Annotated in this window: 18 protein-coding genes; 11 read left to right on the plus strand and 7 right to left on the minus strand. The window is 63.8% G+C overall.

Features of this window, described 5'->3' with window-relative positions; all coding sequences use genetic code 11:
- Positions 1-23: 23 nt before the first annotated feature.
- Positions 24-3,176: a S8 family serine peptidase gene (locus ACXAJV_RS12240; protein ID WP_475085652.1), complete on the minus strand. Its 3,153-nt coding sequence runs from the start codon at positions 3,174-3,176 to the stop codon at positions 24-26.
- Between the two features lie 358 nt (positions 3,177-3,534).
- Here ACXAJV_RS12240 and ACXAJV_RS12245 point away from each other — a divergent pair, with 358 nt between their 5' ends.
- Positions 3,535-5,214: a sensor histidine kinase gene (locus tag ACXAJV_RS12245; protein ID WP_475086001.1), complete on the plus strand. Its 1,680-nt coding sequence runs from the start codon at positions 3,535-3,537 to the stop codon at positions 5,212-5,214.
- Positions 5,192-5,959: a LytR/AlgR family response regulator transcription factor gene (locus ACXAJV_RS12250; protein ID WP_475085653.1), complete on the plus strand. Its 768-nt coding sequence runs from the start codon at positions 5,192-5,194 to the stop codon at positions 5,957-5,959. The genes ACXAJV_RS12245 and ACXAJV_RS12250 overlap by 23 nt, the downstream gene beginning before the upstream one ends.
- 13 nt (positions 5,960-5,972) lie before the next feature.
- Here the strand turns inward: ACXAJV_RS12250 and ACXAJV_RS12255 are convergent, their stop codons facing one another.
- Both ACXAJV_RS12255 and ACXAJV_RS12260 read right to left on the minus strand, forming a co-directional pair.
- Entirely contained in the window at positions 5,973-6,176 is a 204-nt protein-coding gene (locus tag ACXAJV_RS12255; RefSeq protein WP_475085654.1) for a hypothetical protein, read from the minus strand.
- 89 nt (positions 6,177-6,265) lie between these two features.
- Positions 6,266-7,027 (minus strand): SDR family NAD(P)-dependent oxidoreductase, encoded by a 762-nt coding sequence (locus ACXAJV_RS12260; RefSeq protein ID WP_475085656.1) that lies wholly within the window; start codon positions 7,025-7,027, stop codon positions 6,266-6,268.
- Positions 7,028-7,237: 210 nt separating this feature from the next.
- Between ACXAJV_RS12260 and ACXAJV_RS12265 the strand changes: the two genes are divergently transcribed.
- Positions 7,238-7,537 (plus strand): EF-hand domain-containing protein, encoded by a 300-nt coding sequence (locus ACXAJV_RS12265; RefSeq protein WP_475085657.1) that lies wholly within the window; start codon positions 7,238-7,240, stop codon positions 7,535-7,537.
- 340 nt (positions 7,538-7,877) lie between these two features.
- On the opposite strand, the gene ACXAJV_RS12270 is transcribed toward ACXAJV_RS12265, so the two are convergent.
- A complete protein-coding gene (locus ACXAJV_RS12270; protein WP_475085658.1) occupies positions 7,878-8,657 on the minus strand; it encodes a response regulator in 780 nt (259 codons plus the stop codon).
- A gap of 190 nt (positions 8,658-8,847) precedes the next feature.
- Between ACXAJV_RS12270 and ACXAJV_RS12275 the strand changes: the two genes are divergently transcribed.
- The 3 genes from ACXAJV_RS12275 to ACXAJV_RS12285 are packed head-to-tail and all read left to right on the plus strand — an operon-like array spanning position 8,848 to position 11,406.
- Positions 8,848-9,084, plus strand: coding sequence for a NepR family anti-sigma factor (locus ACXAJV_RS12275; RefSeq protein WP_475085660.1), 237 nt, complete (start codon positions 8,848-8,850; stop codon positions 9,082-9,084).
- On the plus strand, positions 9,077-9,688 hold the full coding sequence (locus ACXAJV_RS12280; protein ID WP_475085662.1) for a sigma-70 family RNA polymerase sigma factor: 612 nt from the start codon (positions 9,077-9,079) through the stop codon (positions 9,686-9,688). Before ACXAJV_RS12275 ends, ACXAJV_RS12280 begins: the two co-directional genes overlap by 8 nt.
- The gene (locus tag ACXAJV_RS12285) at positions 9,670-11,406 is read left to right on the plus strand and encodes a sensor histidine kinase (RefSeq protein ID WP_475085663.1); all 1,737 of its coding nucleotides are present in this window, start codon (positions 9,670-9,672) and stop codon (positions 11,404-11,406) included. The genes ACXAJV_RS12280 and ACXAJV_RS12285 overlap by 19 nt, the downstream gene beginning before the upstream one ends.
- 86 nt (positions 11,407-11,492) lie before the next feature.
- Here the strand turns inward: ACXAJV_RS12285 and ACXAJV_RS12290 are convergent, their stop codons facing one another.
- The 3 genes from ACXAJV_RS12290 to ACXAJV_RS12300 are packed head-to-tail and all read right to left on the minus strand — an operon-like array spanning position 11,493 to position 15,271.
- The gene (locus tag ACXAJV_RS12290) at positions 11,493-13,133 is read right to left on the minus strand and encodes a sodium:solute symporter family transporter (protein ID WP_475085665.1); all 1,641 of its coding nucleotides are present in this window, start codon (positions 13,131-13,133) and stop codon (positions 11,493-11,495) included.
- Positions 13,134-13,183: 50 nt separating this feature from the next.
- Positions 13,184-14,440 carry a glutamate-5-semialdehyde dehydrogenase gene (locus ACXAJV_RS12295; RefSeq protein WP_475085666.1) on the minus strand — a complete coding sequence of 419 codons (1,257 nt, stop codon included), beginning with the start codon at positions 14,438-14,440 and terminating at the stop codon, positions 13,184-13,186.
- A gap of 51 nt (positions 14,441-14,491) precedes the next feature.
- Positions 14,492-15,271 carry a pyrroline-5-carboxylate reductase family protein gene (locus ACXAJV_RS12300; protein WP_475085668.1) on the minus strand — a complete coding sequence of 260 codons (780 nt, stop codon included), beginning with the start codon at positions 15,269-15,271 and terminating at the stop codon, positions 14,492-14,494.
- On the opposite strand from ACXAJV_RS12300, the gene ACXAJV_RS12305 reads away from it, so the two are divergent.
- From ACXAJV_RS12305 to ACXAJV_RS12325, 5 genes are all read left to right on the plus strand, one after another.
- Complete coding sequence (locus tag ACXAJV_RS12305) at positions 15,264-15,536, plus strand: hypothetical protein (RefSeq protein WP_475085669.1); 273 nt, start codon at positions 15,264-15,266, stop codon at positions 15,534-15,536. The genes ACXAJV_RS12300 and ACXAJV_RS12305 overlap by 8 nt on opposite strands.
- 77 nt (positions 15,537-15,613) lie before the next feature.
- Positions 15,614-16,771, plus strand: a complete 1,158-nt coding sequence (proB, locus tag ACXAJV_RS12310) for a glutamate 5-kinase (protein WP_475085671.1) — start codon at positions 15,614-15,616, stop codon at positions 16,769-16,771.
- A gap of 100 nt (positions 16,772-16,871) precedes the next feature.
- On the plus strand, positions 16,872-17,789 hold the full coding sequence (locus ACXAJV_RS12315; protein ID WP_475085672.1) for an acyl-CoA thioesterase: 918 nt from the start codon (positions 16,872-16,874) through the stop codon (positions 17,787-17,789).
- A gap of 454 nt (positions 17,790-18,243) precedes the next feature.
- Entirely contained in the window at positions 18,244-18,795 is a 552-nt protein-coding gene (locus tag ACXAJV_RS12320) for a DUF1579 family protein (protein WP_475085673.1), read from the plus strand.
- A 264-nt stretch (positions 18,796-19,059) separates the two neighbouring features.
- Positions 19,060-20,160 (plus strand): DUF418 domain-containing protein, encoded by a 1,101-nt coding sequence (locus tag ACXAJV_RS12325; protein WP_475085674.1) that lies wholly within the window; start codon positions 19,060-19,062, stop codon positions 20,158-20,160.
- The last annotated feature ends 401 nt before the right edge of the window (positions 20,161-20,561 follow it).

Here is a 20,561-nt window from a genome sequence, read left to right on the forward strand (position 1 = left end):
CCGCCGGTGGGCGGCAATGGTGTTTAGAACCGCATGCGGAAGCTGGCGCCGGCGGCCAGATCGTTCCGGGCCCGGTCAAAGGCATTGCCGGCGACCTGCTGGCGGGCGAACAGGCTGGCTTCGCCCTGGATGGCGGGCAGCGGTGTGGAATACAGGAATTCGGTATAGAGCGGACGCTCGCCACCCAGTTCCCACACCTGGCTGTCAAAGCCCAGCGCCCCGGTTTCCCGGTCGGTCACACGGGCTGCCGTGTAACGCAGGGAACCCGTCTCCACGTGCAGCGGCTGCATCAGGCTGACGCGGATGGCGTCGGCCTCACCGGCGATGCCGGAATACTGGATGCTCATTTGCGCGGCCGTCGAGACGATATTGTCGTCGAGATCCAGAAGGCCGCTGTCGAACGCAGTCTGACGGGTCACGGCGGCCGTTGTCGAGGCACTCAGACGAAGGCGCGGCGTGAGTTCTGTGTCCACACCCATGGAGAAGGCGCTGGTATCGGCGCCGCCGGAGAAGTCCAGCGGTCCCGTGCCCTGGGCGCCCAGCAGACCGGTGCTCTCGTGCAGCTGCGTCACCGCACCGTGCAGGGTGGTTGTGTCCGACAGGCGATGTTCGATCGCCACGTTCAGCGCCATCGCCTGATAGGCGGCCAAGCCATCATGCAGCGGCCGCTCCTCGCCCGTGCCGGGGATCAGATAGGTCCGCTCTTCGTGATTCATCGTTGAGCCGACTGTCAGGCGCGTCCGCTCCGAGAGCTGGAAGCCGCTGGCGGCGAAGATGCCGCCCGATGCGAAGCCGAGCACCGGGTTCACGCCGCCGGTCTCCGGACGGTGATCGGAGAACAGGCCGAACCCGTCATTCCCCGTCAGGGCAAGCGCGCCTTCGCCAACGCCCAGCATGACATCGCGGCCCGTGCTGCGGTCGGCAAAGCGCAGGCCGGTCTGGAAGCCCAGCTCGCGCGACAGGCCGCGGCCCTGCAGATCGGTGGCGCCGGCAAAGGCCGTCACTTCCAGATTGCCGCGGCGCAGGACCGGGCGGTCCATCATGCCGGCATCGGTAAAGCTCGCGCCGGAGCTGCCGGTCGTGCGCTCGTAGATATAGGTTTCGGCATAGATGCTGGAGACATTGTCCGACAGGCTGGAGCCAGCCGTCAGCGCGTCCACAGAGATCTCGAAATCGCGGAAGGTGTCGTTGACGTTCTCGAACAGCACGACGGTGTCGCTGGAACCGTAGCGGAAACGCAGGCGGCCGCCATCAATCATCACGTCGCTGGCCGAAACCTGGCGGCCGCGGCGGTCGACGACGTAGAGATCGCCGGCATTGATGGGCGCCATGGCGCCAGCCACGTTCAGAAGGCCGTGGCCGTAGACGGCGTCGACGCCCTCATCGCCGAGGTCGGTGGCAGATTGCAGCAGGACATCGGCAAGATCGGCGCCTTCCAGCCAGCCCCAATGCCCCTTAACCAGCGCGGCGGCGCCGGAAACGAGCGGTGCAGCGAAAGACGTGCCGGACACGCGGATCACACCGCCATCGCCATCATCGACGAGGATCAGCTCGCCCGGTGCGACCAGGAAGCGGTCCATCAGGCGATGGCCGGGCTGGCAGCTGCCCTGCACCGTCAGGCAGGCATCGCCCGGACGGTTGGAGAAGCTGGAGATGTGACCGCCAGGATCGACAGAGCCGACAATCAGGAGATTGTCGACGGTGTTGACACCGGTCCAGTTCACATCGGCGCTCTGGGCGGTGCCGTCATTTCCGGCGGCCAGAACGAAAAGTGTGTCGTCGCCGAACAGGCGCACGAAGGGGCTCGTGAAGACACGCTCCCATTCCGGTGCCAGCGTCCAGCCGGACACGCCCATGGACAGGTTCACAATGTCCGTCTGCATCAGGGCGAGATAGTTCATCCCCAGTTCGACCATGCCCCAGTCCGTGGTCTGGGTGTCGTCATACGGGTCAAAGGAGATCAGGCGGGCGTCCTGGGCCACACCCATCACGCCGCGGCCGTCGAGGGGGGCGTTGATCAGGCTGCGGACTGCCGCACCGTGATGGAAGTCACGTGAGCCGAAATCGCCCTGGCCGAGCTGGAAATAGCCGTCGCCCGACCGCGTCGAGAAGTCCATCAGGCCGATGCGGACGCGATCGCCGCCGCCATACATCTGAGACAGCGCCGGGTACCAGTTGGTCGCGGCCATCCAGTGATCGACATGGTCGATGCCGGTATAGGACATCAGATTGTCGTAGAAGGTCAGGAAAAACTCGGACCGGTCTGCAGCATCCATGCTCGCCAGAGAGGCCGGATTGGCCGGGTCGATACCGAAATCATTGAGCAGCGTGTTGAGGAAAGCGTCGTTCATCGACTTTCCGGTCGCGCTCTGGATAGCCTCGCCGAAGACGTTTTCGGCTTCATCGAAGATCAGGTTGAGACCGTCGGCGATCGGCTGGTAGTCGCCAGTTTCCGGATCGATCTGGTCCCAGCCGAGATTCATCACGCCCCAGACACCGCCGGCGGTTTCCCAGAACGGATTGATGTCGCCACCGAAGGGGTTGATGTCTCCGCCAAAGGGATTGATGTCGCCGCCTACGGTCGAAAGATCGCCCCAGAACGGATTGATGTCCCCGCCAAAGGGATTGATGTCCCCACCGAACGGATTGATGTCGCCACCAAAGGGGTTGATATCGCCACCAAAGGGATTGATGTCACCCCAATAGGGCTCGACATTGCCCCAGAAGGGGCTGACGAAACCGTAGAACGGGCTCTGGGACGCCTGGAACGGATTGATGTCCCCGCCGAAGGGATTGATGTCGCCACCGAACGGATTGATGTCGCCACCGAACGGATTGATGTCGCCACCGAAGGGATTGATGTCGCCACCGAAGGGATTGATGTCGCCGCCGAAGGGATTGATGTCCCCACCGAAGGGATTGATGTCCCCACCGAAGGGATTGATGTCCCCACCGAAGGGATTGATGTCCCCACCAAAGGGATTGATGTCCCCGCCAAAGGGATTGATGTCGCCGCCGAAGGGATTGATGTCCCCACCGAAGGGATTGATGTCCCCGCCCATCGCCCGGACAGGCCCCTGAGCTGCGGTTTCCTGCGCCAGAGCGCCCTGGCTGAAGATTGCGGAAGACACGACGAGCGCGGTTGCAGCGGCACCGCTCAAAAACTGGCGTTTCATGGACATCCCGTTCGCTTGCCCCATTAAGGAAGTTTTAACAGAGCATTCCATGGTTCGGCTAGGGGCAAGGCGCAATTTATGCTCGATATTTTATACGCCGGTCCTGACAGCATATGCGAACGGAGCCCGTGCGGACCGGAGGCCGTCGTCAGAGTGGTCTGTGCGGCCGTGGAGGAGGGGGTGGCCCGGCCCGCGCGGTTTGGACCTGCGTGCAAGCGATAGCGCCGCCAAAATTTACGATTAACGGCTCTGGTAACGGCGAAAAGTCCGCAATTCTTCGGTGAACGACCTGAAAAGCACGACCAGCGGCATTGACGGACATTTCCAGCAAGGCGGTGGTCCTGCATATACTGGCGTGATGCAGAGGGATATCGAGACCGCGTTTGTTCCAGCCGCGCACCGCGATGCACCGAGCACGGCGCTGGGATTGCGCGGATTGCTCATCTTCACGGGAATCTTCTGGGGCTGTTTCAGCCTGGTGACGCTGGCCTATGGCTGGGACGCTTTTGGCGGGTCTGTCGCGACGGCGTGGCGGCCATTGCTGAGCGATGTGGTGGGCGCCGCCCTGTCGGTCGGCATGGCGCTGGCCTTGTCCGAGGTGCGCCGCTGGGGCCCGGCCGCGCGCCTTGCGCTCGCGGTGGCGCTCGCCCTGGTGGGCGTGGCGATCTATTCCGCGGTCGTTCTGGTGCTGATCGGACCGCTTCTGCCGCACCCCGAAGCGCCCGGCAGTGACACCGAACGCATGCTGCGCATCATGCTGGTCCACTACTGGGTATTTGCCGCCTATGGCGGTTTCTATCTGTTGCTCGACCAGGGGCGTGCAGCGTCCGGCGGGGTGCCGGAGGCCGATGATGAGCAGGAGTGGATACGCGCGCGCCTGTTCGCACGGGCCGAGCTCTGGGACGGGCTGAATGCCCGCTGGTTCTGGACCTTCCAGGGCGTGTTCTGGACCGCCATGATGGTGTTCTCGACGGCCAATCTGGTTAATGGCGGCGACAGCATCGGCACTGCCTGGCGCGTGGCGCTTGCCGAGGGGATCGGCATGACTGCGTCCTCCCTGGCCCATTTCCTTGTTCTCAAACCGACCCGGCTCTGGCCGCTCTACCGGCGCGCCGCACTGGCGTTGGGTGTCGCGATCATTCTGACGGTGATCTACATCTGCGCCATCTGGTTTTCCTATTATCAGGTCCTGCCCGGCGATCCGCCGCTGCGCAATGGCGAGCCGATGGATACCGGGCTGTCATTCCTGCTCTATTTCGCACCTCGCTGGATGTTCCTGAATTTTCCGGTCTTTGTCGGCTGGGTCGGATTCTATCTCGCGCTCGATGCTGCCAAGCGCCTGCGCACGCAGGAGCGCCAGCTCTACAAATCGATCATGCTGGCCCAGGAATCGCAGCTGAAGATGCTGCGCTTCCAGCTCAATCCGCATTTCCTGTTCAACACGCTCAATGCGATCTCCTCGCTTCTGCTCGACGAGCGGGCGAACGAGGCGGACACGATGCTCACGCAATTGTCCAAATTCCTGCGCTTTACCCTGGATGCCGCACCGGATGACCGTGTGCCGCTGCACCGGGAGATCGATGCCCAGCAGCTCTATCTCGAAATCGAGCAGACACGGTTCGCTGACCGTCTGGAGGTCGCGGTCGATTTCGAGCCGGATGTCGAGGAGGCGCTGGTTCCGACGATGATCCTGCAGCCCCTGCTTGAAAACGCTGTCAAATACGCCGTGTCGCAGACGACCCGCCCGGTCCGGGTGCGGATTGCGGCCCGCGCCATCTCTGCGACGGCGCTGGAGCTGCGGGTGACGGATTCCGGTGCCGGCGCTGTCGCGACCCGCGCCTATAGCGGCGGCGGTGTCGGGCTCGCCAATATCCGGGCCCGTCTGGCCGTTCTTTATGGTGCGGCCGGCCGGCTGGAGGCGGGCCCGCGGCCGGAAGGCGGATTCGAGGCTGTGATCACGATGCCGCTGCAATGGCCGCAGGGCATGGAACCGCCGGCACGAGGGGAGGAGAGCGATGCGCGTACTTCTGGTCGATGACGAACCGCTGGCCCTGCGCCGGCTGGAAATCCTGCTGTCGCGGCGGCCCTGGGTCGAGGTTGTTGCCGCGGTCCGGGACGGTCACGCGGCCGCGAAAGTCGCGCGGGACCTCAAGCCGGACGTTGTCTTTCTCGATATCCAGATGCCGCAGCTCGACGGTTTCGAGATAGCCTCCATCCTGTCGCAGACCGTGCGGCCGGAGATCATCTTCGTGACTGCCTACGAGGCCCACGCCGTGAAGGCCTTCGAGGCTGCGGCCATCGATTATCTGCTGAAACCGGTCGAGATGGAGCGGCTGGACGAGGCCCTCGGGCGGGCGCGGTCACAGCTGGCCGGCCGCGATGCAACGGCGCGGGCGGACGAGCTGGAAGCGCTGCTTCAGTCTTTGCGGGGAACGGGCGGGGACGGGCACAGCGATCTGTGGATACGCGACCGAAATGGCCGCACGCGTCTGGAAAAGAACCGGATCGACTGGATCGAGGCCGAAGGCGACTATGTACGCATCCATGCCGGGGACCGGTCCTGGCTGATGCGTGCTACGATGGCGTCGATGGAAAAGACGCTGGGGGATTGCCAGTTTGCCCGGGTACACCGGTCGGCGATCGTCAATCTGCGCCGCGTCGCCCGGACGGCGGCAACGCCGACAGGCAGCAAGATGCTGCGTCTGAACAACGGTACTGAAATACGGGTCGGCCGGGCGTTCGAAGGGCGTGTGAACACCCTTCTGGCCCGGCCGATCTCCTAGCGTGGCGGTCGCTCTAGAAGCGTTGCGGCTCGTCGTCCACGTCTTCGGTGGTTTCGTCGACGCTTTCGCCGGCTTCCTCGAACGCGTCGGTATCTTCACCCGTCACGTCCTCGATCGCGGAATCGACGTCCTCACCGGCGTTTTCGGCCGGCCCGTCGGAACAGGCAGCCAGAATGCCGGCGGCGGACAGCAGAACAAGCCAATGACTCGATTTCATACCCAACTCTCCTTCTGATTGGTCCACTAAACCAACGCGCGCAATCCAAAGGAGTTCCATCCGCCATCAGTGAGGTGCCGGGCGGGGTGTCAGAGCGTCTGGCCGTCGTCGATCGTGATGGCGGTCCCGGTCATGAAACGCGAGCCGTCGCCGGCGAGCATCATGAAGGTCGCATCGAGTGAGGAGGCGTCCATCAGGCGGCGGCGCGGAAACCCCTGGATCTGGCGCTGGCCGCCCTCCGAGGCGAACCAGTCCGAATTGATCTCGGTTTCGATATAGCCCGGGCAGATCGCATTGACGCCGATGCGGTGTTTCGACCACTCGCGTGCGAGATTCTTGGTCATCGCCACGACGGCCGCCTTGGACGCGCAATAGACTGACAGGCCGGGCAGGGTCGCAAAGGCCGCCATGGAGGCGATATTGATGATCCGTGCCTCCTCGCGTTCGGCGACGCCGCTATCGATCATGCGGCTGGCGGCCTCGCGCGCGCCATAGAAAACGCCGCGCACATTGACGTCGAACGTATTGTCGAAGCGCTCTACCGGCATGGTCAGCGCGGCTCCATCGCCGCCGACGCCGGCATTGTTCACCATGATCGAGATCGGGCCGAGTGCGTCCTGCGCCTTGTCGAGCGCCGGACCGATGGCCTCCGCGTCGACGACGTCGAGGGGCAGAGCGATGGCCTTGCCGCCCTTTTCCACGATGGCGTCGACTTCGCTGGCAAGCCGATCCTCGCGACGGGCCATCAGGGCAACCGAGGCACCGGCATCGCTGAGAAGATGCGCAAAGCGGCGGCCGAGACCGCTGGATGCGCCGGTGACGACGGCCACGCGTCCGGTCAGTGAACTCATGGGAGGCTCCTGCTTCTTTTTATCACGATGCGAGCGATACCGGGTGCAGGCCTGCAAATCCAGCATGCCGCGGATCCGTCATGACGATTCCTGCGAAATTTCGCATCCGGCGATGGATCGAAGTCGGGGCCGGTGCGTTGATGAAGTGCACGGGCCACAAGCTCCCCCCGGTTCCGGCCCGTAGCACCGGTCAACAATGGAGAGACCTAGATGAAAAAGACTGTTCTGATCGCTTCCGTCGCTGCCCTTGGTCTGGCCGCTCCGGTTTTTGCCCAGGATACCACCTTCGCTGATGCCGACACGGATATGAGCGGTGGCCTGAGCCTCGCCGAAGTCCAGGCCATCGCACCGGACGTGACCTCCGAGGGCTTCGACGCCTATGACGCCGACGCCGATGGCGAACTCAATGAAGACGAGTTCGACACCTGGAAGATGGCGAACCCGGAAGACGGCATCGACGATGCGTCGACCGATGAGGACGACACGGAAACCGAGCCGTACAACGGCTGATCCGGTTCCCGGTACGTTGCGAAACGCCCGTCTCGAAAGAGGCGGGCGTTTTCATTTGTGCGGGGCGGGTGTGACGCAGAATCCCCGGATCGCCTGTAATACAAGGAAATCCGGAGAGCTTGTGCGGAACAGAAGCAGGACCGGCGCGTTGATCTAATGCCTTGATAAAACAAAGACCACGGAGGCAAGGATGAAGCCCGGAGAAACACCGTCGCGGGTCGCGATCTATCTGACCCTGTTCAGCCTTTCGGTGATCCTGTTGCTCGTTCAGCTCAGCTGAATGCAGCAGCGGGAGGCCCGGGGCGAGCCTCCCGCAAGTAGAGTTCAAAAAGCGCTGTCGCTACTGTGCCGGTGCGGGTTCGGCCGGCTCGAAGAAGAACAGGACCTGGCCGATCGTCGCCGCAACCGTTTCCGGCATGAAGGGCTTGGTGATGAGATAGGTCGGTTCCGGCCGCTCACCCGTCAGCAGGCGCTCCGGATAGGCGGTAATGAAGATCACCGGCACTTCGGACTCAGCGAGAATGTCATTGACCGCATCAATGCCGGAAGAGCCGTCCGCCAGCTGGATATCGGCCAGGACCAGTTCCACATCATTGGTGCGATAGAGATCGACGGCTTCCTGACGGGTCCGGGCAATGCCGACAATCTCGTGGCCGCCCTCGGCGACGATTGCCTCGATATCGAGGGCTACAACCGGCTCGTCCTCGATGATCAGCACACGCGTGCGCAGACCCTCCTCGATCGCGCCTTGCGCCTCCACAGCCAGCCGGTCGACATCGTCGGTCGAAAGCGAAAGGATGATCGCTGCATCGCGTACCGAAAAGCCCTCGACGGCTGTGAGCAGAAGAGCTTGGCGAGCCTGGGTCGGGATGCGCGTGAGGCGTTCCTGGGCGGCGCTTCCGCCGGCCGGCGCAATGGTGTCCTGTTTCCAGTTGTCGTGGAACAGCTTGTAGAGCGAGACCCGCGGGGGCAGGTCGCGGTTGATCGGCGTGACGCCGGCGACCGCAGCTTCCAGAGCGGCACGCACAATGGCATCGCCCGACCTTTGATCACCTGTCAGCAGGCGCGCATAGCGCCGCAGATAGGGAATATGGGGTTTTACGTTTTCCGAGAACGGCATCTGGCCCTCGTCCCTCCGATAATCAACAGTCCAGCATCATACATAACGCATTCGCGCGTGTGCGGTTCCAGTGTTCCAGAAAAAAGATGGAACCCATTGCAGCTTGGGGCGTTTCCTCCGTCGAGACGGTGTTTTTTCGCCGGTTCGTGTTAGGCTTGTAAAAGCGTGCGGCATTGAAAACATGGAAATCATGAGAGACGATTCTTCAGATTCCCGCCCGCCCAGATCCGTCGACGCCGACACAGCGCGGTCGCGGCAGCAACTCATCGGGCGCCGGTTGCGGGACATGTATGACAGCGTTCTGGACGAAGGTGTCCCGGACGATTTCGAAGCACTCCTCAGCGCGCTGGACGATGCCGGCGACGACGCTGCCGAGCCTGCCGGCAAGACGGCAGACAAGGCGGAACAGGGGGTGTCGGATGGCTGATGGCAATCCGGTCGAGCAGGTGCCAGAGACCGAGTTCAAGGCCCTGCTCCATGACATGATTCCGCACATGCGTGCGTTTGCACGCGGCCTCACCGGCGATGCGACCGCGGCTGACGATCTGGCCCAGGATGCCATGCTGCGCGCCTGGCACAGGCGTCACCAGTTTCGCGCCAACACCAATTTCAAGGCCTGGGTGCTCACGATCGTGCGCAACCAGTTCTATTCCGACAAGCGGCGCTCCTGGCGCCAGGTCCAGCTGGACGAGGAAACAGCGCGTGAAACGCTGCCGGCGGCAGTCGACCAGGATAACGTGCTGGCGCTGGACGATGTGCGCCGGGCGCTCGATGAATTGTCGGCCGAGCATCGCGAAGCCCTTCTGCTCGTCGGTGCGGGCGGCTACGCCTATCAGGAGGCGGCTGATATCTGCGGCTGTGCGGTAGGGACCATGAAGAGCCGGGTCAATCGTGCCCGTGCCAGGTTGCTTGAAGTGCTCGAGAAAGGCCCGGCCCTGGCCGGCGGCGAGGACGGCGTTTCGGCGTCTGACGCGCTGGACACTATTCTCAATGAGCTTGAGCAGATATCCGAATGCCAGTCGGCCGGCTGACCGGGAGCGCGAAATCCGACGGGGGGCGGGAGCAGGGACGCGGTCTGCGCCTGCAGCTGCTGGCGATTCTGACGCTCAGCCTGAGCCCGCTCCTTGTCCTGTCCGTCGCGCAGGGCGTGATCGAGTTCCGCGAGGAAAGCGCCCGGCAGCGCGAAAGTCTGCATTCTGCGCTTGTCGAGGCGTCTGCAGATCTCGCCGGAGAACTCGACCGCGTGTCTGGCGTGGTCACCGCGCTGGCCAATTATCCCGATATCGGCAATCTCACAGGCCGTCGCTGCGTTGAAACACTGGCTGCCGTGCGCGCGGCACAGCCGATCTACTCCAATATCAAGTTGATCGACCAGGATGGCGTCATCGTCTGTGCTGCGGTCGAGACGATCGATTCCAACAGCGTCCAGCTGGCAGGGCTCGACTGGTTCGTGCGGCTGAGCGAGGGCGAGGACGAGGTTTTCAGCGACGTTTATCTGGACTGGTGGACGGTGCAGCGGCCGGTGATGACTGTGGCGCGAAGGCTTGCCGCTGACGGCGAGTTTGCCGGCGCAGTCGCGGTTGATATCGACACCCGGCCGGCCCGCAGTCTGCTGCAGATGCAGGCACTGCCGCCGGAGGCCAGCCTGGCCCTGAGCGATGCTGACGGCAATCTTGCCTATATTCCAGACGGCCCGCGCGAGGAGCGCATTTCGCGCCTGCCCGACGGTGTTCCGGCCCGGGTGCGCGAAACCGGCGAGCCGGTCATGCTCGAGAATGTGAACGGCCTGGCCGGCCGCGCGCTTCTGGTGGCGCCGCTCGCTGGCCGCGACATCCAGCTGGTTCTGATCGCGCCGTCGCTGCTGCTCGGCAGCTGGGCCGGCTTCGACATTGTGGGGACGGTGCTGGTCCCATCGCTGATGTGGCTGCTGGCGCTGCTTTGCGTGTCGCTGGCCGTTGATTTCTTCGTGCTGCGCTGGCTCGCCTATCTCGGCCGCATGGCCCGCCTCTACGGCAGTGGGCGCCTCGGTTTGCAGCCCGTGCGCGCCAGCCGCGCACCAGCGGAAATCCGTAATCTGGCCGAGACGATGGCGTCCATGGCCAATGATCTCGAAGCCCGGACGGCCGAGCTTGAGGCCGAAGCGGAACAGCGCGGTGCCCTGCTGCGGGAAATCCATCACCGGGTGAAGAATAATCTCCAGGTGACGATGAGCTTCCTGAATATCCAGGCCCGCCGGACCAGCGATGCCGAGGCCCGGCGCGTTCTGTCCGAGGCCGGCGGCCGGATCAACGCGCTCGCGCTCGTACACCGGACGCTCTATGAAAATGACGATCTGCGGTTCGTCGAGATGGCGCCTTTCCTCGAGCAGCTGCTCTACCATCTGCGTCAGGCGAGCACGGTTTATGGCTGTGACGTCGATACCCGCGTCGAAGCCGATAGTGTCGAGCTGGATCCCGATATCGCCATTCCCGCTGCTCTGTTCATTACCGAGGCCGTGACAAACGCCTACAAGCACGCGTTCGAACCGGGCATGACCGAGCCCGGTTTGGTAACGGTAAGCCTCGAACGGATCAGCGAGAACGAGGCGACCGTGTCGGTCAGCGACAATGGCAAGGGCTATGCGGAAGGTGCCGGAAAGGGCATGGGGTCCTCGCTGATGGAGGCTCTGGCACAGCGTCTTGGTGGAGAACTCACCCGTTCACAGGGTGCGCAGGGCGGGGCGTGCGTCACGATCCGCTTCCCCACCTGATTGATGCTGACGTTCCAATGCAAACGGCCGGCGGATCGCTCCGCCGGCCGTTGCTGTTTGTCGTGACTGTCCAGAGACCGGACGGTCTATTCCTTGCCGGGCAGTTCGCCCTTTTTCAGGATGCCGGTCATCTCGTCGAAATAGTCGGTGACGTGGCTTTCCGGGTCCTTCGTCACCATGGAGACGACAAGGATGGCGATCGTCGCCGCGATGAAGCCCGGCACAATCTCGTACATCACACCCGACAGGTTGAAGACGTAGATCCAGGCCAGCACCGTGACGGCCCCGGTCACCATGCCGGCGATCGCACCCAGCTTGGTCATGCCGCGCCAGAACAGGCTGATCAGGACGACCGGGCCGAAGGCAGCACCGAAACCGGCCCAGGCGTTGGAGACCAGGTTCAGGATGTTGGAATCCGGGTCGAAGGCCAGCGCGATCGCCACCAGCGATACCGCCAGCACGGACAGGCGTCCCACCAGAACCAGCTCTTTCTGGCTGGCGCCCCGTCGCAGGAAGATCTTGTAGAAATCCTCAGTCAGTGAGCTCGACGACACCAGCAGCTGGGACGAGATCGTACTCATGATCGCGGCCAGGATGGCTGCCAGCAGGAAGCCGGCGATATAGGGGTGGAAGATCACCTGGGAAAGCAGGATGAAGATCGTCTCCTGGTCACCCAGCACCACATCGCCGTCCGAGAAGGCGCCGGTGGTATCGATATTGTCCAGCTCGCTGAACGTTGTTGCATCGGTCGGTGCTTCGATCACGCGGGCGATCGGAACGCCGTCGGCGACGTCGATATTCTGGCTCTTCACATAGGCGAGGCCGGCAGCACCGGTCAGCACGGCGCCGAGCACCGTGATCAGCATCCAGCTCATGCCGATGCGGCGCATTACGGCAACGTCCTTGAGCGAGCGCACCGCCATGAAGCGCACGATGATATGCGGCTGGCCGAAATAGCCCAGGCCCCAGGACATGGTGGAGATGATGCCGATCGCGGCGAGGCCGAGACTCTCCTGCGGGATCATGGAGAGATAGGATTTCTCCCATCCGCCGACATCCACACTCAGCGTGCTCAGCGCATCCACCGTCGGGCCGAACCCGCCCAGCTGCATGATGGTCACCACCGGTACCAGGATCAGGGCGACGAACATGATACAGCCCTGCACGAAGTCCGTGAGGGACACCGCCAGGAAGCCGCCGAACAGGGTATAGGCGACGACGACCCCCGCTGTCAGGAACAGGCCGAGGCGGTAGTCCAGGCCGAACGAGGCCTCGAACAGCTTGCCGCCCGACACGACGCCGGCCGAGGTGTAAAGCGTGAAGAAGATGATGATCACCACGGCGGAAATCACGCGCAGCGTGCGCGAATGGTCCGCAAAGCGCTTCTCGAAGAAGTCCGGAATGGTGATCGCGTCGTCGGCGATCTCGGTGTAGACGCGCAGCCGCGGCGCCACCAGGCGATAGTTGAAATAGGCCCCGATCATCAGACCGATGGCGATCCACGCCTCCGACATGCCGGTGGCGAAGATCGCGCCGGGCAGGCCCATGAGCATCCAGCCGCTCATGTCCGAAGCGCCTGCCGACAGCGAGGCCACGGCCGGGTTCAGCTGGCGCCCGCCGAGCATGTAGCCCGACACGTCGTCCGTCGACTTGCGATAGGCGTAGAGGCCGATCGCCATCATCAGGACGAAATAGAGCGCAAGTGAGATCAGAGCTTCAATATCCATGAACTTGCCTTGGGTTGATGGTCAGAAGGGGACAGGCTGGACGCAGGGCGTCAGGCGCGGGTCTGGCCGTCCCCGTGTACGAGGTATTTGAAGGAGGTGAGCTGCTCCAGCCCGACCGGGCCGCGGGCATGCATCTTGCCCGTCGCGATACCGATTTCCGCCCCCATGCCGAACTCGCCCCCATCCGAGAATTGAGTCGAAGCATTGTGCATCACGACGGCGCTGTCGATGGCCGTCAGGAAAGCGGCCGCAGCATCGGCGTCCTCGGTGACAATGGCGTCGGTGTGGGCCGAGGAGTGATTGGACACCCAGTTCATCGCCTCTTCCAGCCCGTCGACCAGTTTCACAGACAGGCAGCTGTCGAGATATTCGGTGTCCCAGTCTTCCTCGCTGGCTGGCTGGATGCGGCTGTCGATGGCGACGGCGTCGGCATCGCCGCGGAACTCGCAGCCCGCCATGCTGTCGACCAGGCCGGGCAGGAAATCGCCGGCGACAGAGCGGTCGACGACCAGGCTTTCGGTCGCGCCGCAGATACCGGTGCGGCGCAGCTTGGCATTCTTCACGATCGCGGCCGCCTTGGTCAGGTCGGCGCGCTGGTGGACATAAGTGTGGCAATTGCCGTCCAGGTGTAGCAGCGTCGGCACCTTGGCCTGGTCGCGCACCAGCGAGACAAGGCCCTTGCCGCCGCGCGGAATCACCAGGTCGACATAATCGGTGCATTGCAGCAGGTGCTGCACGGCGGCGCGATTGGTGGTGTCGACCATCTGGATCGCGTTTTCCGGCAGACCGGCCTCGCGCAGGCCTTCCTTCATGCATTCCACGATGATGCGGGTGGAGTTGAGGCTTTCCGAGCCGCCGCGCAGGATCACGGCATTGCCGGATTTCAGGCACAGCGCGCCGGCATCGGCGCCGACATTCGGACGCGACTCATAGATCATTCCGATCACGCCCAGCGGCACGGCGACGCGTTCGATGCGCAGCCCGTTGGGGCGTTCGGTGGACATCAGCTGGCGGCCGACCGGGTCGGGCAGGGTCGCGATGGCCTCGATGGCCTGGGCGACGCCCTCGATCCGCGCCTCGTCCAGCATCAGCCGGTCGATGAAGGCGTCCGGCTTGCCGGCCTCGCGGACGCTCTCGACATCCTTGCGATTGGCCGCGATGAGGTCGTTGGCGTGAAGACGCAGGGAGGCGGCTGCAGCCGTGAGTGCGGCATTCTTGCGCTCGGTGGAGGCTGTCGCGAGCTGGCGCGCCGCCTCTTTTGCCTGGCGTCCCAATTGTTCGATATAGGCTTGCATACGATCTGACATGTCTCGTTCGCTCGGGGTCTGGAGTGTCGGGGAGTTTCGGAGGCGCGGCAACTAGCGCAATTCGCAGGCGCGTGCGTACGCGGCCTCCGTGGTTTCGACGAGCAATTGCTCGAGCAGCCCGTCACGGCGCAGCGCGTGGATGCCCGCCTCGGTCGTGCCCTTCTTGCTCATCACGGAATTGCGCAGATCTTCCAGGCTCGTCTCGCTCTGGGCCGCCATTTCCACCGCACCTGCCAGGGTCTCGATGACCAGGGTGCGGGCGGTGTCCGGGGCGAAGCCCAGGCGTTCGGCCGCCGCGACATAGGCGCGGGCAATCTCGAAGACATAGCCCGTGCCGGAACCGGCGACGGCCGTGATCCGGTCGATCTCGTCCTCGGTGTCCAGCCAGATGGCAGAGCCGGTGGCCTTCGCCAGCCGGTCGGCCAGGTCGCGATGGGCCGGGGAACAGGACGGATCGGCATAGAGCCCGTTCACGCCGCGGCCGATCTGGCCCGGCAGGTTGGGCATAATGCGGATCGCCGGCCGGTCGCCGAGGGCGGCCTTCATCGAGGCGATCGAAAAGCCCGCAGCGATGGAGACGACACAGCCATCATCCTTCATAAAGGGCATGTAGGCCGGCACGATATCGGCGATCTGCTGCGGTTTGACGGCAATGACGATGGCGTCGAATTTCCGCCCTGACAGAGCGTCCGGAGACCCTGCATGACCGGCGCCGGCGGGTATCGCGGACGGTGTCCGGTTCACGGCCGTATAGCTGGCCGGAACGGCATCCACCCAGCGGCGCAGCATGGCACCGCCCATATTCCCGCAACCGATCATCAGAATGTCCATCGCCAATCCTTCTGCGCTGTCGAGGCCCGGCGGCAGATTACGCACTGTTTGCGCGATTGCGACAGACCCACAACAAATGCGCTCGACGCGCCGGAAGCGCATCGAGCCGCTGATGGGCGGATACATAGCAAAATATATTTCGAATTCAAATAATATTTCTGGTTGCGCGGAAAGCCCGGATGACAAGCAATCGTTCAGCTTTACCCTGCAAATTATGAAGCGGGCGCGGCGATACTGCATGGCTGCGTCCGGGGTTTGGGGTTGAAAAAATTTGAACGCAAAATATTTTGCGCCCAGTCATTTTGCGGAGCAGCATCGTTCCGCGCCACGGAGGAGCCTCTTGTGAGTGTTCGAAACCGCATCGTCGTGAAAATCGGGTCCAGCCTGTTGGCCAATGATGGCCGGCTGACCCTGAAATACGCCTTCATGCATGGTCTTCTGGCCGATATCGCGCAGCTGCGCGAGGAGGGATATGATGTGGTGCTGGCCTCCTCGGGCTCGGTGGCCCTGGGGCTGAACTCGATCAAGAAGTCACCGGAAGATGCCGGCGTGCTGGACAAGCAGGCCGCTGCCGCCTGCGGCCAGCCGCTGCTGCTCAATGCCTACAAGCAGGTCGCCCACGAGCACGGCTTCGATATCGCCCAGATTCTTGTCACGCTCGAGGATCTGGAGGAGCGCCGCCGCTTCCTCAATACCAAGAACACGATCCAGCGCCTGTTCGAGCACGGCATCATGCCGATCGTGAACGAGAACGACACCATCACGACCGAGGAAATCCGCGTCGGTGACAATGACCGCCTGGCGGCCAAGGTGGCGCAGATGATCCAGGCTGACCATCTGATCCTGCTGACCAATATCGACGGGCTCTACGACCGCAATCCGGAAGACCCGGAGGCCCAGTTCATCGAGACGGTCGAGGATGTCAGCGAGTATCTCGAGGTCACCGCCGGCACCAGCTCGCTGGGCTCCGGCGGCATGCTCACCAAGATCCGCGCCGCCAACATGGCGCAGAACGCCGGCGTCAACACGCTGATCGGCGAGGGTGTCATCGAGCGCCCCGTGTCCGGCATCCTCAAGGGCGAGCGCCGTCATACGCGCTGCATCGCCAAGGGGACGCCGGCTTCGTCCTGGGCGGTCTGGCTGACCAACCGCCTGCACCGGGCCGGCGGGCTGGTGATCCGTCAGGACGCGGCGACCAAGCTGCGCGAGAGCAAGGCGGGTGTCGGCCATGAGGACATCGTCAAAATCCATGGCGACTTCCAGAAGGGCGATGTCCTGCACGTCTATGACGAGGATGGTGACGAGCTGGCCCGTGGCCTGACGAATTTCTCGTCCGACGAGACCATGGTGCTTGCGCGCCATGCCGACCAGGATGTCGAGGAATTGCTGGGCTATCACGCGCGCCCGGAAATCATCAATCGCGACAATATGGTGATGCTCGAAGACAATCACCTGCCCTGGGATGCGCCGACCAAATCGCTGAAGCTCGTCGCTTCCTAGACGGTCTGCCTCCTGCACTGCGGCGTACCGGAAGCTGGAAATTTGCCTCCGGACGGTCCAGACTTGCCGCAGTGCAACACGCAATCGTGAAAGAGGCCGCATGATGGACGGGGATGAACGCGCGCAGGACGGCACGCCGGCGGATCGCCGTCCGACACCGCAGGAAGTGGCTGCGGGGCTGGTCGTCCTGCTCGATGTTGAACAGATCGATGTCGACCTTTACCGCGGTGCCCGCAAGCCGGGCGGCAAGGGGCGCGTCTTTGGCGGCCAGGTGATTGCCCAGGCGCTCATGTCGGCAGTCGGCTCGGTCGAAGCCGAGCGGGTCGCCCATTCGGTGCACGCCTATTTCATGCGCCCGGGCGACGAGGATTTTCCCATCATCTATCGCGTCGAGCGTGACTATGACGGCGGCAGTTTCTCCAACCGCCGCGTCATCGCCATGCAGCGCGGCAAGCCGATCCTGAACATGACGGCCTCCTTCCAGCGCAAGGAAAAAGGGCTGGAGCACCAGGTCGAGATGCCGGATGTGCCGGCACCGGACGACCTGCCCTCGGAAGCGGAAATTTTCCTGCGCTACAAGGACGATATCCCGGAACCGCTCTACACGTTTCTCACCCGTTCGCGGCCGATCGAGATCCGCCCGGTCGAGATCTGGAACCCGGTCAATCCGGACAAGCGTGCCCCGGTGCGCAATCTGTGGATCCGTGCCTCCGGCTCGATCGGCGAGAGCCAGCTGATGCACCGGGCCGTGCTCGCTTTCGCCTCGGACATGGGCCTGTTGTCGACCTGCATGCAGCCGCACGGGGTCAGCTGGATGACGCGCAAGATGCAGTCCGCCAGCCTCGATCACGCCCTGTGGTTCCATGATGATGTGCGCATGGATGACTGGCTGCTGTATTCCACCGACGCCCCCTGGTCCGGCGGGGCCCGAGGCTTCAATCGTGGTCAGATCTTCACCCGCGACGGCAAGCTCGTCGCCTCGACGGCCCAGGAAGGTCTGATAAGGGTCCGGGACTGATCTTGCCGGGGTGATCCGGAAAAATTCCGAAATTATAAGTGGTTATGGTGATGCCGTCCGGCCTTTGATGTGCCGGATCTGTCGCATAACGGCCCTATAGCACCCTCATAACAGCCCCATGGGTGCGACATGGCGGTGCCACAGGATGACAAGGCTGCGCCAGAGCCCGGAAGGCGGCGCGCGAAAGCAGAAATCCGGCAATGAGAAACAGCCCCGCCAGTCTAACCCGGCCCGGCGGGGCGGGGATAAGTTTTCTCCCCCCCCCCTCGCCGGCCGGGGAGAAGGGAGTGCGAGGCGGGCGCAGGCTTGCCCGCCCGCTCACGCTTCGTGAACGGCATCGCCGATTTCCAAATAGGCAAGACGCCTCACCGGACCTCTTTTCAGGATGTCGGTCAGCGTGGTCCGCACCGGATTGCGCCTGGTCGATACCAATCCCGAAACGAGGAGTTCCCCCATGTTCAAGTCCACTCCGTTCCGCTCCCCCCTGCGCCACGGTCTCGCGGCCTGTGTGCTCGCTGTCTCTGCCTCGTCCCTGGCGGCGGCCCAGGCGACGCCCGAACATCTCTGGCTGAAGGAGAATTTCGACGGCGGTTTCAGCTGGGAGGCCACCGATCCGCAAAGCGGCGAGACGATGTCCGGCCGCGGCGAATGCGAAATGGTGTTCGGTGATCTTTATCTGCGCTGCGTCCATCTCTCGCCGGCCGGCGCGCCGATGGGCGTAGGCGTGTCCGGCTACAACACGGCGGCCGGGCTTTATGAATGGAGTTTCTATGGCGGCGGCGGAACGGCGATCTCTCACGGGCGCGGTGAACGCGATGCGGCGGCGAACCTGTCCTGGATCGAGGGCGAGCAATACCTCGCCGACGGATCGCAGATCGCCTTCCGCACCGAGACCCGAAAGCTGGAGACGCGCGGCTGGCGCTACACCCATTTCTTCGCCGACGGCGATGGCGGATGGATGCCGGTCTACGAGGCCGTCTTCGTCTATGACAGCGAAGCGGAATAGGGCTGTTCTTCCGAGCACCCCGTCTCCCCGTGAGGGGAGGCGGGGGTGCTCGTCGCGCCGCGGCCGCGCCAGCGCCTCACGGAAGTGTGAGCAATATTAGCAGCTTGCTAAGTTGTGACGCGGCGACCCCTTCATACAACGTAATAACATATCAATCAGGGGGCGGCGATGCGGGCAGAGCGGCTTGACAGTCTGGACTGGCTTCGTGGGGTGGCGATCCTGGGGATGCTCGTTGCGAACATCCCCTGGCATACGGGGACGTCGATGTCCCGGATTCACGATGTGGACGGGCTCAGTGTCGCGGCCTGGCTGATCCAGTACGCCCTGGTCGATCAGCGCTTCATGCCGATCTTCTGCATGCTGTTCGGGGCTGGCGTGCTGTTGCTCGCGGACGGGCGCGTCAACGCGCCGGGCTTCCGCCGCTTCTACCTGCGCCGCATGGCGGTCTTGTTCATGATCGGCCTGGCACATGCCTATCTGATCTGGCCGGGCGACATCCTGCTCACCTATGCCCTCAGTGCGCCGGTCCTGCTGCTCTTCCTGCGCGTTTCGGCGCCGGTATTGCTGGCCTGCGGGCTGGCGTTCAAGGCGGTTGACCTGGCCTTCCTTCAATGGCCGGAGCTTTACGCCCAGACGCTTCGAGCCTGGCTCTTCGACGGCTGGCTGGTCATCGGCGATCCGCCGATGAGCGAGGCCGCGGCCTATGCCGGCAGCTATGCGGACCTCTTCAGCTACAATGTCTGGCGTAACCAGTTCATCCAGTGGACGGCCATGCCGTATTTCCGCATGTGGAATGCCCTGGGCTTCATGCTGATCGGCATGGCGCTGTTCCGCTGGGGCATTCTGCAGGCCCGGGCCGATGCGCGGATCTATCGCCGGCTGATTACGGGCGGGCTTGTCTTCGGTCTGCCGCCCCTGGTCTACGGACTGCTGGGCCGGATCGGCGGGCACGAGACCGTGGGGCCTTTCCTCGGCTGGAGCCACAGCCTGCCCCTGTCGACCCTTGCCTATATGACCGGCACGGCGGCAACGTCGATGGCATTGCTGGGCGGGCTGATCCTGATGTTCCGGGGGCATGAAACGGCGCGCTGGACCGCGCCGGTCCGGGCGGTGGGGCGCATGGCGCTGTCAAACTACATCTTCCACTCCGTTTTCTTTCTGGTGATCTTCGCCGGTCTGGAATGGGTCGCCTATGACACCCTCGACCCCGACGATCGCCTGGTCTGGGTGGCGGGCATATGGATCGTCCAGCTTGTTGCCAGCCCTCTATGGCTCAAGGCCTTCGGGCAGGGTCCGCTCGAGCGCGCCTGGCGGGCCCTGGCGGGCCGGGGGCCAAGGCGGGGCGAGCGTGTCGCGCTGGCGTAAGCGCGCTTTCCATACTGCCCCCTCTCCCCGCCCGGGGAGAGGAATCAAAGGTGAGGGGCGGCCGCGGAGCGGCCATTCAAAGACTCTTTGTGGCGCGGGCGCGCGCCCCTCATCCGCCGCTTCGCGGCACCTTCTCCCCGGGTGGGGAGAAGGGGTGAGCTTGTGCGTCTCTCCGGCCTTCGGCCACCTTCTCACCGACAGGACAGCCCCCTTCCGTGTCATCCCGGCCGGATGGCCCGCGCAGGCGGGCCGCAGGGCCGGGACCTATACGCCCGGTCTTCGCCGGAAGCAGGCCTGCTGCCCGCGGCGAGTGGAGTAGCAGCGAGATTATGGGTCCCGGACTTTCGCCCCGCCTGCGCGGGGCGTCCATCCGGGATGACAGCCTCTCGTGGAACGGGAAG

The sequence above is a fragment of the Maricaulis sp. ABE4_448 genome, from assembly GCF_056160825.1.

Bases quoted from the DNA above. Each gene is read 5' to 3' on its own strand.
- ACXAJV_RS12290 (WP_475085665.1), bottom strand. From the start codon at position 13,133: ATGGATATTGAAGCTCTGATCTCACTTGCGCTCTATTTCGTCCTGATG.
- ACXAJV_RS12295 (WP_475085666.1), bottom strand. From the start codon at position 14,440: ATGTCAGATCGTATGCAAGCCTATATCGAACAATTGGGACGCCAGGCA.
- ACXAJV_RS12325 (WP_475085674.1), top strand. From the start codon at position 19,060: ATGTCCCGGATTCACGATGTGGACGGGCTCAGTGTCGCGGCCTGGCTG.
- ACXAJV_RS12275 (WP_475085660.1), top strand. From the start codon at position 8,848: ATGAGAGACGATTCTTCAGATTCCCGCCCGCCCAGATCCGTCGACGCC.
- ACXAJV_RS12245 (WP_475086001.1), top strand. From the start codon at position 3,535: ATGCAGAGGGATATCGAGACCGCGTTTGTTCCAGCCGCGCACCGCGAT.
- ACXAJV_RS12260 (WP_475085656.1), bottom strand. From the start codon at position 7,027: ATGAGTTCACTGACCGGACGCGTGGCCGTCGTCACCGGCGCATCCAGC.
- ACXAJV_RS12305 (WP_475085669.1), top strand. From the start codon at position 15,264: ATGTCCATCGCCAATCCTTCTGCGCTGTCGAGGCCCGGCGGCAGATTA.
- ACXAJV_RS12280 (WP_475085662.1), top strand. From the start codon at position 9,077: ATGGCTGATGGCAATCCGGTCGAGCAGGTGCCAGAGACCGAGTTCAAG.
- ACXAJV_RS12315 (WP_475085672.1), top strand. From the start codon at position 16,872: ATGATGGACGGGGATGAACGCGCGCAGGACGGCACGCCGGCGGATCGC.
- ACXAJV_RS12240 (WP_475085652.1), bottom strand. From the start codon at position 3,176: ATGAAACGCCAGTTTTTGAGCGGTGCCGCTGCAACCGCGCTCGTCGTG.
- ACXAJV_RS12270 (WP_475085658.1), bottom strand. From the start codon at position 8,657: ATGCCGTTCTCGGAAAACGTAAAACCCCATATTCCCTATCTGCGGCGC.
- ACXAJV_RS12285 (WP_475085663.1), top strand. From the start codon at position 9,670: ATGCCAGTCGGCCGGCTGACCGGGAGCGCGAAATCCGACGGGGGGCGG.
- ACXAJV_RS12300 (WP_475085668.1), bottom strand. From the start codon at position 15,271: ATGGACATTCTGATGATCGGTTGCGGGAATATGGGCGGTGCCATGCTG.
- ACXAJV_RS12265 (WP_475085657.1), top strand. From the start codon at position 7,238: ATGAAAAAGACTGTTCTGATCGCTTCCGTCGCTGCCCTTGGTCTGGCC.
- ACXAJV_RS12250 (WP_475085653.1), top strand. From the start codon at position 5,192: ATGCGCGTACTTCTGGTCGATGACGAACCGCTGGCCCTGCGCCGGCTG.
- ACXAJV_RS12320 (WP_475085673.1), top strand. From the start codon at position 18,244: ATGTTCAAGTCCACTCCGTTCCGCTCCCCCCTGCGCCACGGTCTCGCG.
- ACXAJV_RS12255 (WP_475085654.1), bottom strand. From the start codon at position 6,176: ATGAAATCGAGTCATTGGCTTGTTCTGCTGTCCGCCGCCGGCATTCTG.